Origin of the sequence: Bradyrhizobium quebecense (assembly GCF_013373795.3) — a bacterium.
Classification (GTDB): Bacteria; Pseudomonadota; Alphaproteobacteria; order Rhizobiales; family Xanthobacteraceae; genus Bradyrhizobium; species Bradyrhizobium quebecense.
In genome coordinates this window covers 7,665,230-7,679,087 of the sequence record NZ_CP088022.1, presented here as the reverse complement: position 1 = coordinate 7,679,087, position 13,858 = coordinate 7,665,230, and the positions used below count along the sequence as shown (strand labels likewise).

Sequence of the window (13,858 nt, the reverse complement as noted above, 5' to 3'; positions counted from 1 at the left end):
GGGCGTCATTGCGAGGAGCAAAGCGACGAAGCAATCCAGACTTGCTTTGCGGCTTTGGATTGCTTCGCTTCGCTCGCAATGACGGAACCGAAGAATATGCTCACCAAGACCCCGCATTTGTTCGACGAAGCTACCGCCGTCACCGCCGGCGACAGCCGCTGGCAGGGACGAACCAGCCCGGATTACTGGGCGTTCGTCGGCCCGTTCGGCGGCTGCACCGCCGCGACGATCCTGCGCGCCCTGATGCAGCACCCGCAGCGCGCGGGCGATCCGCTGGCGCTGACCGTCAATTACTGCGCGCCGGTCGCCGAGGGCATGTTCGATCTCGACGTCCGCCTGGTGCGGAGCAATCGCTCGAGCCAGCACTGGTCGGTCGAGATGACGCAAGGCGGCGGCGAGGTCACGACCTTGGCGACCGCGGTGTTTGCCGAGCGCCGACCGTCGTGGTCGCATCAGCCCGCCGAGTTTCCCGGCGCGGTGCCGTTCGAAGAACTCCGGCCCTATCCGAAGCTCGCGATGACCTGGGCCAACCAGTATGATTTCCGATTTGCCGAGGGCGAACCGAAACTCGGCGGCGGCGCCGCGAAGCAGCCGTCGAGCCCCTATTCAAAACTCTGGATCGCCGACCGCGTGCCGCGCAAGCTCGATGCGCTGTCGCTGATGTCGATGTCGGACGCGTTCTTCGGCCGCGTGTTCCACGCGCGGCACGAACTGGTGCCGTTCGGCACGGTGTCGTTGACGACCTATTTCCACGTCGATGCAGCCGACATGGATGCGGAGGATACCACCCGCGTGCTCGCCACCGCCGACGCCAAGATCTTCCACAAGAGCTATGGCGACCAGCACGGCGAATTGTGGTCGCCATCCGGCCGCCTGCTCGCCACCACGACGCAGATCGCCTATTTCAAGGCCTAGCGCGTTTTCGAGCGAAGTGGGCACCGGTTCGCGGTGAAGAAAACGCGTCAAATCTGGACGCACAACTCAACTATCCACATGGCCGGATTGGACCGGGTTGCCTATTTCAAGGGTTGAGGGAACAGTGGCGCGTCGCTTCTGTTCCACGCCTTTGGGAGCCCTGCCGCATGTCCGAAGCCGACAACTCCAGACCCTCGCGCATCGCCCTGCTCGGCGTTCCCATCGAGATCGGCGCGTCGCAGCCCGGCCCGCTGATGGGCCCGGACGCGCTGCGCACCGCGGGCATCGCGCGCCTGCTCGAGCAGCTCGACTTCCGGGTTGACGACCACGGCAACCTTGCGATCCCCGCTGTGGTCGCCGACGGTCCGGCGCCGGCAAATACCAAGTTCTACGACGAGGTGAAGACCTGGACCCGCGCCCTCTCGGAGCGCGCCTACTGGCTGGCGCATTCCGGCGCGATCCCGATCTTCATGGGCGGCGATCACTCATTGTCGATGGGGTCGATCAACGGCGTCACGCGCTACTGGCAGGAGAAGGGCCGGCCGCTGTTCGCGCTGTGGGTCGACGCCCATGCCGACTACAACACGCCGGCCACCACCATCACCGGCAATATGCACGGCATGTCGGCTGCCTTCCTGTGCGGCGAGCCCGGGCTCGACGATCTGCTCGGCGGATTGCCGCGCGCCTCGATCCCGCCGGATCAGCTCGACCTGATCGGCACGCGCTCGGTCGATCCGCTGGAGCGAAAGCTGCTGCGGCAGCGCAACGTCTCGATCGCGGACATGCGCCAGATCGACGAGTTCGGCGTCGCGGTGCTCACCCGCCGTGTCATCGAGCGCGTCAGGGCCAAGAACGGCGTGCTGCATGTCTCGTTCGACGTCGACTTCCTCGATCCGGAAGTCGCGCCGGGCGTCGGCACCACCGTGCCGGGCGGCGCGACCTATCGGGAAGCCCATCTTATTATGGAGCTGCTGCACGATTCCGGACTGGTGCGCTCGCTCGATATCGTCGAGCTCAATCCGTTCCTCGACGAGCGCGGCCGCACCGCGCGCGTCGCGGTCGAACTGATCGGCAGCCTGTTCGGCCTGCAGATCACCGACAGGCAGACGCCGAGCAATGCGATGCTGCCCGAGATGGGCGAGTAGTCCCAATCCTGTCATCCTGAGGTGCGAGCGGAGCGAGCCTCGAAGGATGGACGGCCCCGGCTGGTGGCCGCCGACCCTTCGAGACGGCCGCTTCGCGGCCTCCTCAGGGGGACGGATTGAGGGAGTGTCGCGCGGATAGAGGAAGCGAGACTGCAACAAAAAGGCGGCCACGAGGGCCGCCTTTTCAAATCGCATACGCTTGCGCGAATTACTCGGCTGCGAGCTTCACTTCCGGCGCGGCGGCGCGGACTTCGGCGTCGACCTGCGCTTCGAACTTGGCGAAGTTCTTCTGGAACATGCCGACCAGCGCACGTGCGGTCTTGTCGAACTCGGCCTTGTCGGCCCAGGTCTTGATCGGATCGAGGATGTGCGGCTCGACGCCAGGCAGCGAGGTCGGCACCGCGAAGCCGAAATACTTGTCGGTGCGGAAGTCGGCATTGCGGAGCGAACCGTTCAGCGCCGCGGTGAGCAGCGCGCGGGTCGCCTTGATCGGCATGCGGCGGCCGATGCCGTACTTGCCGCCGGTCCAGCCGGTGTTGACCAGCCAGCAATCGACATTGTGCTTGGCGATCAGCTCGCGCAGCATGTTGCCGTAGACCGACGGATCGCGCGGCAGGAACGGCGAACCGAAGCAGGTGGAGAACTCCGGCTGCGGCTCGTTGCCGAGGCCGCGCTCGGTGCCGGCAACCTTCGCGGTGTAGCCGGACAGGAAGTGATACATCGCCTGCGCCGGCGTCAGCCTGGCGATCGGCGGCATCACGCCGAAGGCGTCGGCGGCGAGCATCACCACGTTCTTCGGATGCGGCGCGCAGCCGGTGCGCGAGGCGTTCGGAATGAAATCGAGCGGATAGGCCGAGCGGGTGTTCTCGGTCTTCGAGCCGTCGTCGAAATCGGGCACGCGATCATTGGCACCGAGCACGACGTTCTCCAGCACCGCACCGAAGCGCTTGCTGGCGGCATAGATTTCCGGCTCGGCTTCGCCTGAGAGCTTGATGCACTTGGCGTAGCAGCCGCCTTCGAAATTGAAGACGCCGTCGTCGCTCCAGCCATGCTCGTCATCGCCGATCAGCGTGCGCTTGGGATCGGCCGACAGCGTGGTCTTGCCGGTGCCGGACAGGCCGAAGAAGATCGCGGTGTCGCCGTCCGGGCCGACATTGGCCGAGCAATGCATCGGCATCACGCCCTTCTCGGGCAGGTAATAGTTCAGCGTGGTGAATACGCTCTTCTTCATCTCGCCGGCATATTGCGAGCCGCCGATCAGGACGATCTTGCGGGCGAAATCGATGGCGACGACGTTTTCCGACTTGCAGCCGTGGCGCTTCGGATCGGCGCGGAAGCTCGGCAGATCGATGATCGTGAGTTCGGGCACGAAGCTCGCGAGCTCCGACGTCTCGGGACGAATGAGCAGCGTGCGGATGAACAGCGAGTGCCAGGCAAGCTCGGTGAAGACGCGTGTCTTGATGCGATGCTTCGGATCGGCGCCGCCGTAGAGATCCTGCGCGAACAGCGTCATGCCTTCGGCATGCTTGAGGAAGTCGGCATGCAGCGTCGCGAACTGCTCCGAGGTGATCGACTGGTTGCCAGCCCACCACATGCTCTTGTCGGTGAGATCATCGCGGACCGTGAACTTGTCCTTCGGGCTGCGGCCGGTGAACACGCCGGTATCCGCGCAAAGCGCGCCATCGGCCGAGAGCACCGCTTCGCCTGATCGCAACGCGTGCTCGTAGAGCTGCGGCGCGCCATAGTTCCAATGCACGCCTTTGAGATTTTTTAAGCCGAATTTGTCGGCGCCGAAGGCACCGTTATGCACGCCCGTCTCTTGCACGAAGAACCTCCTCGAACCCGCGTATCCTTGTTCGCGCGAACATCGCTAGTCGCGCTCCGCCGCGGTGACCGTCATCAGAATAATATAGCCTCTCGGCCCCGGTCCGGCGACCTAATAGTGGGGATCGCCGGGCTTGCCAAGCCAGTCGAATGGCTTTTGGTTTATTCCAAGGCGGGCACATCATCGGGCGCAAATACCGCAGCGCGAAACGCTTTCGCTTTGCTTTCGCTTTCTCGTTGTTTTCGCGGCGATCGGGCGACGTTTCGTCGCCTTTCCCGCTGCGAGCAAGGCGTTGCAATGCACAAAGAGTGCCAGCGACTGGCGTGTATCCGCGCCGAGCAACGCGGCAGGCACGGAGAATGCCGGGTATGCGTTTCGCGCTGAGGATGTGTCGTTGCGAAGGACCGCCGCGAGTTGAAGCCGCGCTGCAGTGCCAGGCATGTCGTCCACGATCGTGTTGCACGCGGATTGCTCCACTGGGTCGGCATCGAGCTGCATGCGATTGAGCTCAACACCCGTCGTCGAAGCTGGATGACTGCAATGCCCGGCAGCAGCGAATGTTCCGCAACGCGGGCTGCGTTCGGCGGCAACACGATCACCGACCGTAGCGATCGATGGTAACGCAATCACCGCGTTGCACGTGCACGTCAGCGGTTGAAGCTCGCGATCCGAGCGATTCTCCGGAGCAGCAACGCCGGAAATTCTCGCAACCCGCATCGCGCCCATTGGCGATGATATCAGCGCCGGCACGAAATGATCGCGCTGTCAGAGACGCTGCGCCCGGCCTCGGCCAACGCGCGCGGAGCCGCACCGTGCGACACCATGCCTCGTCGCGCACAGCACCGCCGTTCGATGCCGACAGGTCGTCTCCCTATCCCTCCCCTCTATTCCTTGGCGCGCGCCTCGCCGGCGAGCCGCACCAACATCTTGCGCAGCTCGGTGCCGTTGCTGACCCGCTCGGGGAAATCGAGCCGCAGCGTGTCACGGCCGGCCTGCATGTCCATGCCGTCGGGGTCGCAGCCGGTGCACAGCCAGTCGGCACTTTCCGCAGCCAGCAGCCGCGTGGCGTAGAGGTTCATGGCCTCGCGGTGATCTTCGTTCATACGCGCCACCGCGCCCGGCTCGGCCTCCAGCAGCGCTTCGGCGCCGCCGAGGTCGGTCAGAAACTGCGCAGGCTTGAGGTCGACGATCCGGCCGAACCCGGCCACCAGATGGGCGCCGCTCGGCCGGATCACGAAAAACGAGAAATCCTTAAATTGTACAAAGGCTTCCGCTGACGGATGAGCGCCAAGGTAGCGCCGGCGGACGAGATCCTGCTCAGCCTCCGCGACCTCCTCCGCCCGGCCGGCCAGCATGATCCGGGCCCCCTCCAGTGGATCCCCCTCGGCGCGCTCGTCCAGCATCAGCGACACGCGGTTGTCGGCCAGGATATTCCTGGTGTGCAGCGCCAGCCGGGAAATCAGCAGGATCGGCGAGCCGTCGGGGTGGCTGGCCAGATTGACCAGTGAGCAATAGGGATCGCCGGAACCGGTCATCAGCGTGGCGAGCGCGCCCTGTCGGCTGCGGCGGAGCAGGGAGCGGGCAAGGTGGGCGGGGTCGAAGTCGGCGGTCGGTTGCATGGGCCTATCGGGTCATTTTGGAGGCGAATCGAGCCGGTTCCCGTTGAAAAAAGAGCCTTTTCTCACGGTCTCAGGGTGCTATATGGGGTTCAACGCGTGGGTCGCAGAGCGTTTTTTGCGGAACTCGGTCACACTTCAGCCCAGCTTGCATTGCTCGTTGACCGCGTTCGAAGCCCATATTCTACGGCGAGTCGCCAGAGTGCCCGCCGTCTAAGCCACTCTCATTGTGAAAGCAGCTCATGCCCACAATCGCCTTGGTCGACGACGACCGCAACATTCTCACGTCGGTCTCGATCGCGCTCGAAGCCGAAGGCTATCGCATCATGACCTACACGGACGGTGCGTCGGCGCTGGATGGGTTTCGCACGTCACCGCCGGATCTTGCGATCCTCGATATCAAGATGCCGCGCATGGACGGCATGGAAACGCTGCGCCGGCTGCGCCAGAAGTCCGACCTGCCGGTGATCTTCCTCACCTCGAAGGATGAAGAGATCGACGAATTGTTCGGCCTGAAGATGGGCGCCGACGATTTTATCCGCAAGCCGTTCTCCCAGCGCCTGCTGGTGGAACGCGTCAAGGCCGTGCTCCGCCGCGGCCAGCCGAAGGATCCGACCGCCGCACCGAAGGAGCCGGATGCCCGCGCGCTCGACCGCGGCCTGCTGCGGATGGATCCGGAGCGCCACACCTGCACCTGGAAGAACGAGCCGGTGACGCTCACCGTGACTGAATTCCTGATCCTGCAGGCGCTCGCCACCCGCCCCGGCGTCGTGAAGAGCCGCAACGCGCTGATGGACGCGGCCTATGACGACCAGGTCTATGTCGACGACCGCACCATCGACAGCCACATCAAGCGGCTGCGCAAGAAGTTCAAGGTGGTCGACGACGATTTCGAGATGATCGAGACGCTGTACGGCGTCGGCTATCGCTTCAAGGAAGCCTGATCTGCGCTTCCCGGGCGGCTTGTTAACTGACAGGCTCCGCACGGCTGGGGTAAGCTCGGGCGACTGTCTGCTTCGCGGGACGACATCCATACCAACCGGCAGCTTTGCCAGTGCTTGATCGAACGCAGCTCGAGCAGGGACTGAACACCGAGGACGCGTCACAGCTCCTCGATCAAGAGGCCGTGGCCGACGATTTGGCGCGGGACAAAGGCTGGCGCCGCCCGCTCGGCTGGGTGCGCCGCGCCGGTCAGTTCTTCTTCGCGCTGTCGTTCTCGAGCCTGACGCGCCGCATCGTCTCGCTCAATCTGGCCGGCCTCGTCGCGCTGGTCGCCAGCATCCTCTATCTCTCGCAATTCCGCGCCGGCCTGATCGAGGCGCGCACGCAGAGCCTCTTGGTCTATGCCGAGATCATCTCGGAGGCGATCGCGGCGTCTGCGACCGTCGAAGGCAACACCGTCACCATCGATCCCGATCGGCTGCTCGACCTCAAGCCCGGCGAGAGCTTCGGCCAGCCGGATGAATCGGCGGATTTCCCGATCAACCCCGAGCGCGTCGCGCCGACCCTGCGCCGCCTGATCGCGCCGACCAAGACGCGGGCCCGCATCTTCGACCGCGACGGCGGCCTGATCCTCGACAGCCGCAACCTGTTCGCGCGCGGCGACGTGCTTCGCATGGAGCTGCCGCCGCCGTCGGAGAAGACGTCGCTGTACGAGAAGACCAAGGCCACGATCAAGACCTGGCTCAACCGCGGCGACCTGCCGATCTACCGCGAGCTCGGCCCCGAAGGCGGCAAGGGCTATTCCGAGGTCGCGCAATCGCTCGAGGGCATGAAGGGCAGCGCGGTGCGCGTCACCGATCGCGGCGCGATCATCGTCTCGGTTGCCGTTCCGGTGCAGCATTTCCGCGCCGTGCGCGGCGCATTGATGCTGACCACGCAGGGCGACGACATCGACCAGCTGGTGATGTCCGAGCGCCTCGCCATCCTCAAGATCGGCGGGGTCGCCTCCGCAGTCATGATCATGCTGTCGCTGCTGCTGGCGAGTACGATCGCCGGCCCGGTGCGGCGGCTCGCCGACGGCGCCGAGCGCGTTCGTCACCGCATCCAGACCCGCGTCGAGATTCCCGACTTCACCGGACGCCGCGACGAGATCGGGCATCTCTCGGGCGCGCTGCGCGACATGACCAACGCGCTCTACAGCCGCATCGAGGCGATCGAGATGTTCGCCGCCGATGTCGCCCATGAGCTGAAGAATCCGCTGACCTCGCTGCGCTCCGCAGTCGAGACGCTGCCCTTGGCGCGCAACGAGAACAGCCGCGCGCGGCTGCTCGCCGTGATCGAGCACGACGTCAAGCGGCTCGATCGCCTGATCTCCGACATCTCCGACGCGAGCCGGCTCGACGCCGAATTGCAGCGCCAGGATATGGCACCCGTCGATCTGCGCCGGCTGCTGACCACGTTGACGAGCGTCGCCAACGAGACACGGCTCGGCCACGACGTCGCCGTCGAAGCCCGCTTCGAAGGCCGCGGACCGACCGACACGTTCTCGGTGCCCGGCCATGATTCCCGGCTCGGCCAGGTGATCTCGAACCTGCTGTCGAACGCGCAATCGTTCTCCAAGCCGGGCGACAAGGTGCGCATCATCTGCCGCCGCACCCGCGGCGAGGTCGAGATCGTGGTCGACGATGACGGGCCCGGCATCGGCGAGGACGCGCTGGAGCGGATCTTCGAGCGCTTCTACACCGACCGGCCGCACCAGGGCTTTGGCCAGAACTCCGGCCTCGGGCTCTCGATCTCCAAGCAGATCATCGAGGCGCATGGCGGCCGCATCTGGGCCGAGAACCGTCTGGGCCCTGCGGACGAAGACGGCAAGCCCACGGTCGCCGGCGCCCGTTTCGTGGTCAGGCTGCCGACCCTATGAGCGACAATTCAAGCGTGCACGCATCCGCCGTTCTGGTCGGCGAGCGTGCGGTGCTGATCCGCGGTCCGTCGGGCGCCGGCAAGTCGCGCCTGGCCTTCGACCTGATTCTCGCCGGGCGCACCGGAGCGCTTCCGCCGGCCATTTTAGTGGGGGATGACCGTGTCCATCTCGACACAGCCGGCGAACAATTGTGGGTTCGCCCGGCACAGCAATTGGCCGGTCTGATCGAGATCCGAGGCCTCGGAATCCGCCATTGTCCGTTCGCAGGTGAGGCCGTGGTCGGCCTGATCGTCGACCTTGCCGCCGACGATGCCGAGCGGCTGCCGCCGCCCGAGGCGCTCAAGATCCGCCTTAATGGTGTTTCAATACCGCGAATTCCTGTGCCGGCCGGCTTCCAACCCCTGCCGCTGGTTGTCGCTGCGCTGACAACAACCTGAAAGTTCATCCTCCCGTAATCTTGCGGACAATTGTGGGAAGGGAATTGGTAACCATATCACATCCACTATCGCGTCGGATTTTGCCGGCGCAGCCTCCCCTCTCTACCGCCAGGAACCGGGAGACTAGCCAAGATGCCCTCTTGCGCAGGGCCTCTGGATGGTCAAAGTGGCGCGTTCGTGCGGTGCACCAAAGGGCGCCCGCGAGGAGTTTCCGATGATTGGTCTAGTGCTGGTGACCCATGGGCGCCTTGCTGACGAGTTCAGAGCCGCGCTCGAACACGTCATGGGTCCGCAGAAACAAATTGAAGCAATTACGATCGGGGCCGAGGACGATTCCGATCTCTGTCGAAGCGACATCATCGAGGCGGTGAATCGCGTCGATAGCGGCGACGGTGTTGCGATCCTCACCGACATGTTCGGCGGCACGCCGTCGAACCTCGCGATCTCCTGCATGAGCCGCCCGAAGGTGGAAGTGCTCGCGGGCATCAATCTTCCCATGCTGGTCAAGCTTGCCAAGGTTCGCGAGGAGCGCTCGCTGCCCGACGCGATCGCGATGGCGCAGGAAGCCGGCCGCAAATACGTCACCATCGCCAGCCGCGTTCTCGCAGGCAAATGAGCGGCGAGGCCCCGGGCGAAAACCATGTCGGCCCGGGCGTGCCAGCGGGCGCCATTTCGCGCGAACTCCTGATCGTCAACAAGCGCGGCCTGCATGCGCGGGCGTCGGCCAAGTTCGTCCAGCTGGTCGAGCGCTTCAACGCCGAGATCTGGGTGACGCGCGGCGGCGAGACTGTCGGCGGCACCTCGATCATGGGCTTGATGATGCTGGCCGCAGGGCCCGGCACCACGGTCGTGGTCTCCGCGAAAGGCGACGAGGCGCAGCAGGCACTCGACGCGATCGCCGAGCTCGTCGCCAGCAAGTTCAACGAAGAAGGCACGTAAGTGCTGCCTCTCCCTGAGCGGCCGTGATCTATCCGTCCCGTCATTGCGAGCGAAGCGAAGCAATCCATCGCGCGGCAAGTACAGGGATGGATTGCTTCGTCGCTATCGCTCCTCGCAATGACGAGATGGCTAATTCGCGGCCTTTGAGGCGGCGCTACTCCGCTGGCGGCACCAGATAGACCTTCCACACCGTCGACGGGCCGGGATGGCCGTTGAAGAAGCGCATGGTGTTCATCACCAGCGGCTCGGCATCCTTGGCATGCTCCGCCATCCATGCCTCGCATGGCTGCAGGAACACCGGATCGGTGGTGTCGCAGACGCCGATGAAGCCGAGACGCTTGGCTTCGTCGAGCGACGTCAGCCCCGACGACCACGCTTCGCCCGGCACGAGCGAGGCCGGATGATCCGGACTGTAGAACGTCATCGGCTCGCCGATGTCGGAGCGTGCGACCACCACCGCCCAGCGCGAATGGAATCTGTCCTGCCAGGTCTGGGTGAGCTCGCGCGCCAATTCAGAGCGCGCGGCGTAGGTCGAGCCGCCGACACGGTTGGAGGCGATTTCCTGCGTGGCGATGCTGGGCGCGGCGATCAGCGTGACGATCGTGGCCACGAACCACACCGCCGTGATCGAGAACAGCGCCATGCGCGGGAAACGCAGCGAGGGGATCGCAACCAGCGCAAGCGGCACCAGGAAGAACAGAGGGATGCCCCAATCGGTCTTGATGTAGACGGTGAACGCCAGCGCGCCGAGCGGCGGCCCGATCGCGACGATCAGCTGGATGATCCAGATGTTGAGCGCCTGCGGAAGATTGACGGCCGGATTGGGTCCGCGCGACCAGATCCGCGCCAGCACGTCCGACGGCCGCCATGGCACCGACCCCAGCAGCAGCGCCACAAGGCCCAGTACGGTCGGAATCGCGAGCAGACCGAGATTGTGCACGATGTAGCCGATCACGAGCTGGACGTTGAGCTCACGGCTCGACAGCGCGTAGACGTCGCCGGCATAGGTGAACGGCACGAAGTTCACCTCCTCCAGCCACACCAGATGCGGGATCATCGTCACGATCATGGTGCCGATCGCAACCCACGGCGCCGGCGAGCGCAGGAATTGCATCCGCTGCGGATGGATCAGCGCGGCAAGGCCGACGGCGCCGATCATCGTCACCACCCAGTACTTGGTCATCAGCGCCAGCATGCCGGCAAAGCCGAGCCAGAGCCCCGATTTGAAGCTGCGCTTCTCGAACGCGTTCAGATAGGCCAGCACCAACAGCGGCAACGGCACCAGCTGCGCGAGGTCGGCGTTGTATTTGAAACCCTTGAAATTGAAGATCGGGTAGAGCGCGAGCATCACCACCATGAAGAACGCACGGCGGCGATCGACGACGCGCAGCGCGATCAGCCAGCACACCACCAGCGCGAAGCTGACGGTTGCCATCGCGAGCGCGTAGGTCGACCAGTTGGTGACGGGGAAGATCCTGAACCAGACCCCTGCAATCCAGCCCGACAGCGGCGGATGCTTGCCATAGCCGAGCAGGAAGCGCTGGCCCCAGGCATAGGCCTCCGCGACATCCATATGGACGTCCTGCGCAGCCTTGAGCTTGACCAGGATCAGCGTCCACAGCACCGCGTGAACCAATGCGAAGCCGATCACCAGCCACAGGCTGGTCTTGGGATCGGTGGCGCGCGAGGCAATCCAGGCGGCGATCCGCCGGATCGTCAGTCTGCGGGTCGTGCGCCTTGCGGCAGGGAGGGTGGTGGCGGTCGACATGGCCTGTGCCTGAGGCGTGACCCGGAAACGTGGAAAGCGGTTTCCCGGAAGGATCATGCCGAATGGAAGCGGAAGGGGCGATGAGTGAGTGCTCACCAGCATTTCATCGCGCTTTAGCGCGTTTTTGTGGCCAGTGTAATCAGCTTGGCGTGAGAACGCCTCCAGCCGGCCGGTTCATTTTTCGAGAAGCTCCGGCCGGTACTCGAAATGCATGGTATCGTAGTGATACCACTTGCCGCCCCAGATGAAGCCATGGCGCTCGAAAATGTCGACGATCTCGCGCGGCATCCGGTTCTTGTAGGGGATGGTTTTGCCCTTGCCCGCCCACAGCCAGTAATCCGAGACCTTCAGGTTGAGGTCGATCGCGGCCGCATAGCCATGCATGCTCATCCGCCCGGTATCGGCGACGGCGCGACAAGATAGCACACCCGCGATCGGAAAGGCCGCGGCGCGCAGCGCCGGATCGAGCGCGTCGATCTCGGCGGAGACCTGCTTGAGGCGCTCGGCGACGCCGTTGACCCGCGTGACCTGAACCGGCTTGGCCCAGGACCGCGGCAGCCAGGTGATGGTCACCAGGTTCCGCCTGACCTCCGCCGTGTTGCAATCGCCATACATCTTCTTGAAGAAGGCCTCGTTGCGGAAGCGGCCGGGATCGACGTTCGGGGCCGGTGGCGCCGATGGCCCGGACGGATAAGGCTGCCGCATCTGGTCGAAGATCGAGGCATTGCGCAGCATCTGATCGAACGGCTTGCCGGAGACGCCGTCATCGACCGGCATCACCGTGCCGTCGCGCCAGGTGATCGCGGTGTCGTCATGGCCGGACAGCGCATCGGGATAGGCGCGCACCAGGCGGTCAAGCAGCTCGCTTTTGCTCTGGGCGTGCGCAAACGGCGGCAGCAGCGCCAGCAAAGCAACAATGCAGGCCGTGCCGCGCGCGGCCATTCAGTGCTTTCCAGCCTGATCGATCAGCGCGACATTGGCCTCCTCGATCGCGTTCAGCTTCGGATTCCAGCTGTTCGGCGCATACCAGGGAAAGCGCGAAAAATACGCCTTGAGATCGGCGGAATCGAAATAGCGTCCCCTGCGGGCGAAGATCTCGTTGCGTGCGATCCGCAACTCGTCCCGCGACAGCCGCCGCAGATCGGCCGGGGTCAGCAGACGCCGGTCGGAATCCGGGAAGATGAAACCGCTCGGCGCAGCGCCGCCACCGGATTCGAAGCGATCGATCAGAGCGACATTCGCGCTCTCGATCGCGTTGAGCGGCGGATCCCATGAGCGGGGCACGTACCACGCGAACCTGCTGAATCGCGCGGTCAGGTCGGGCGCGTTGAAGTAGCGCCCGCGCCGCGCGAAGATTTCATTGCGCGCGATCCGCAGATCGTCCTTGCTGAGCACCCTGAGATCGCTCTCCGACAGCAGGCGGCTGTCGGAATCCGCAATGATGAAATCCGATTGCGTGCGCACCACCGGCGGCGCCGATGGCGGCAGATTTTGCTGCGGCGGGATCACCGTCGCCGGCGGATCGGCGGTCGCAACCTGAGCCGGCGCGTTGCCGGCGAAATAGAACGAGCCGTCGATCGGCGAGGTCGAGACCCAGGGCTGCTGCGCGCTGCCGGTCGCGCGTTTGACGACGAGGCCGACCTGATTGAACGCCTGCAGCACGTCGAGCCCGGGCTTCTGCATGGTGTCGACGAGAGCGCGTGTGTAGGGGCTGTGGCCGTCATCGCCGTCGAGCGCGACGTTGCCCGGCTGGGTCGCGTAGGACAACAGCGTGCCCTCCGGCGCGCGGATCTGGGCAAGGCCGCCGTCGGCGGCGCGCAAGCCGCGCCCGCCGAACGGATTGTTCCGGCAGGCGTCCAGGATGACGATGTTGAGCCGCGTGCCGGCGCCTTCCATCTGCCGTAGCACCAGGCCGACATCGACCATCTGGAAATCGACATCGGCCTCGCGCACAGGGTTCGCCGAGACCGGCACCAGATAATTCGTTCCGCGCACCTGGATGCCGTGGCCGGCGTAATAGAACAGCGCGACGTCCGCGCCCATCAGCTGGCTGCCGAAGCGCTGGATCGCGGCATCGAAACCGACCTTGTCCAGATCGACCTGGGCCTGTCCGCCGACCAGTGCAAAGCCGAGCCGCTGCAGCGTGTCGGCCACGAGCTGCGCATCGTCCTTCGGATTCTGCAGCCGCGACACGTTCTGATAGGTCGAATTGCCGACCACCAGCGCGACACGCTTGTCGGCGGCTGCGGGCGCTGCGAACAACACGGCGAGCAATCCGGCGGCGAGAAGGGTCCAGCGCATCGTCAGGTCCACGGTTTTGGGGCCGAAACACCTAGCAGAAACGTGCCCT

13 protein-coding genes are annotated in these 13,858 nt (G+C 65.0%); 7 read left to right on the top strand and 6 right to left on the bottom strand.

Annotation, left to right across the window (positions count from 1 at the left end):
* Nucleotides 1-96 precede the first annotated feature (96 nt).
* Together HU230_RS36730 and rocF are read left to right on the top strand one after the other, a co-directional pair.
* The gene (locus HU230_RS36730) at nucleotides 97-915 is read left to right on the top strand and encodes an acyl-CoA thioesterase (protein ID WP_176534012.1); all 819 of its coding nucleotides are present in this window, start codon (nucleotides 97-99) and stop codon (nucleotides 913-915) included.
* Between the two features lie 167 nt (nucleotides 916-1,082).
* A complete protein-coding gene (gene rocF, locus HU230_RS36725; RefSeq protein WP_176534013.1) occupies nucleotides 1,083-2,060 on the top strand; it encodes an arginase in 978 nt (325 codons plus the stop codon).
* A 208-nt stretch (nucleotides 2,061-2,268) separates the two neighbouring features.
* Here rocF and HU230_RS36720 read toward each other — a convergent pair whose 3' ends face one another.
* From HU230_RS36720 to HU230_RS36710, 3 genes are all read right to left on the bottom strand, one after another.
* Nucleotides 2,269-3,885 (bottom strand): phosphoenolpyruvate carboxykinase, encoded by a 1,617-nt coding sequence (locus HU230_RS36720; protein ID WP_176534014.1) that lies wholly within the window; start codon nucleotides 3,883-3,885, stop codon nucleotides 2,269-2,271.
* Nucleotides 3,886-4,065: 180 nt separating this feature from the next.
* Nucleotides 4,066-4,383 carry a hypothetical protein gene (locus HU230_RS36715; protein ID WP_234633844.1) on the bottom strand — a complete coding sequence of 106 codons (318 nt, stop codon included), beginning with the start codon at nucleotides 4,381-4,383 and terminating at the stop codon, nucleotides 4,066-4,068.
* 386 nt (nucleotides 4,384-4,769) lie between these two features.
* Nucleotides 4,770-5,504, bottom strand: a complete 735-nt coding sequence (locus tag HU230_RS36710) for a HugZ family pyridoxamine 5'-phosphate oxidase (protein ID WP_176534016.1) — start codon at nucleotides 5,502-5,504, stop codon at nucleotides 4,770-4,772.
* A gap of 239 nt (nucleotides 5,505-5,743) precedes the next feature.
* On the opposite strand from HU230_RS36710, the gene HU230_RS36705 reads away from it, so the two are divergent.
* From HU230_RS36705 to HU230_RS36685, 5 genes are all read left to right on the top strand, one after another.
* Nucleotides 5,744-6,445 (top strand): response regulator transcription factor, encoded by a 702-nt coding sequence (locus tag HU230_RS36705; protein WP_016843287.1) that lies wholly within the window; start codon nucleotides 5,744-5,746, stop codon nucleotides 6,443-6,445.
* A gap of 110 nt (nucleotides 6,446-6,555) precedes the next feature.
* The gene (locus HU230_RS36700; protein WP_176534017.1) at nucleotides 6,556-8,364 is read left to right on the top strand and encodes a sensor histidine kinase; all 1,809 of its coding nucleotides are present in this window, start codon (nucleotides 6,556-6,558) and stop codon (nucleotides 8,362-8,364) included.
* Complete coding sequence (locus HU230_RS36695) at nucleotides 8,361-8,801, top strand: HPr kinase/phosphorylase (RefSeq protein WP_176534018.1); 441 nt, start codon at nucleotides 8,361-8,363, stop codon at nucleotides 8,799-8,801. Before HU230_RS36700 ends, HU230_RS36695 begins: the two co-directional genes overlap by 4 nt.
* A gap of 214 nt (nucleotides 8,802-9,015) precedes the next feature.
* On the top strand, nucleotides 9,016-9,417 hold the full coding sequence (locus HU230_RS36690) for a PTS sugar transporter subunit IIA (protein ID WP_021076632.1): 402 nt from the start codon (nucleotides 9,016-9,018) through the stop codon (nucleotides 9,415-9,417).
* A complete protein-coding gene (locus HU230_RS36685) occupies nucleotides 9,414-9,740 on the top strand; it encodes an HPr family phosphocarrier protein (protein WP_173639261.1) in 327 nt (108 codons plus the stop codon). The genes HU230_RS36690 and HU230_RS36685 overlap by 4 nt, the downstream gene beginning before the upstream one ends.
* Before the next feature lie 154 nt (nucleotides 9,741-9,894).
* Here HU230_RS36685 and HU230_RS36680 read toward each other — a convergent pair whose 3' ends face one another.
* From HU230_RS36680 to HU230_RS36670, 3 genes are all read right to left on the bottom strand, one after another.
* Nucleotides 9,895-11,508: a glycosyltransferase family 39 protein gene (locus tag HU230_RS36680; protein WP_176534019.1), complete on the bottom strand. Its 1,614-nt coding sequence runs from the start codon at nucleotides 11,506-11,508 to the stop codon at nucleotides 9,895-9,897.
* Nucleotides 11,509-11,682: 174 nt separating this feature from the next.
* Nucleotides 11,683-12,450 carry a M15 family metallopeptidase gene (locus tag HU230_RS36675; RefSeq protein WP_176534020.1) on the bottom strand — a complete coding sequence of 256 codons (768 nt, stop codon included), beginning with the start codon at nucleotides 12,448-12,450 and terminating at the stop codon, nucleotides 11,683-11,685.
* Nucleotides 12,451-13,809: a YARHG domain-containing protein gene (locus HU230_RS36670; RefSeq protein WP_176534021.1), complete on the bottom strand. Its 1,359-nt coding sequence runs from the start codon at nucleotides 13,807-13,809 to the stop codon at nucleotides 12,451-12,453. It lies immediately after the preceding gene.
* Nucleotides 13,810-13,858 lie beyond the last annotated feature (49 nt).

Coding starts and splice junctions, on each gene's coding strand:
- HU230_RS36730 (WP_176534012.1), top strand. CDS start 97: ATGCTCACCAAGACCCCGCATTTGTTCGACGAAGCTACCGCCGTCACC.
- rocF (WP_176534013.1), top strand. CDS start 1,083: ATGTCCGAAGCCGACAACTCCAGACCCTCGCGCATCGCCCTGCTCGGC.
- HU230_RS36715 (WP_234633844.1), bottom strand. CDS start 4,383: ATGCAGCTCGATGCCGACCCAGTGGAGCAATCCGCGTGCAACACGATC.
- HU230_RS36710 (WP_176534016.1), bottom strand. CDS start 5,504: ATGCAACCGACCGCCGACTTCGACCCCGCCCACCTTGCCCGCTCCCTG.
- HU230_RS36705 (WP_016843287.1), top strand. CDS start 5,744: ATGCCCACAATCGCCTTGGTCGACGACGACCGCAACATTCTCACGTCG.
- HU230_RS36695 (WP_176534018.1), top strand. CDS start 8,361: ATGAGCGACAATTCAAGCGTGCACGCATCCGCCGTTCTGGTCGGCGAG.
- HU230_RS36690 (WP_021076632.1), top strand. CDS start 9,016: ATGATTGGTCTAGTGCTGGTGACCCATGGGCGCCTTGCTGACGAGTTC.
- HU230_RS36685 (WP_173639261.1), top strand. CDS start 9,414: ATGAGCGGCGAGGCCCCGGGCGAAAACCATGTCGGCCCGGGCGTGCCA.
- HU230_RS36680 (WP_176534019.1), bottom strand. CDS start 11,508: ATGTCGACCGCCACCACCCTCCCTGCCGCAAGGCGCACGACCCGCAGA.
- HU230_RS36675 (WP_176534020.1), bottom strand. CDS start 12,450: ATGGCCGCGCGCGGCACGGCCTGCATTGTTGCTTTGCTGGCGCTGCTG.
- HU230_RS36670 (WP_176534021.1), bottom strand. CDS start 13,809: ATGCGCTGGACCCTTCTCGCCGCCGGATTGCTCGCCGTGTTGTTCGCA.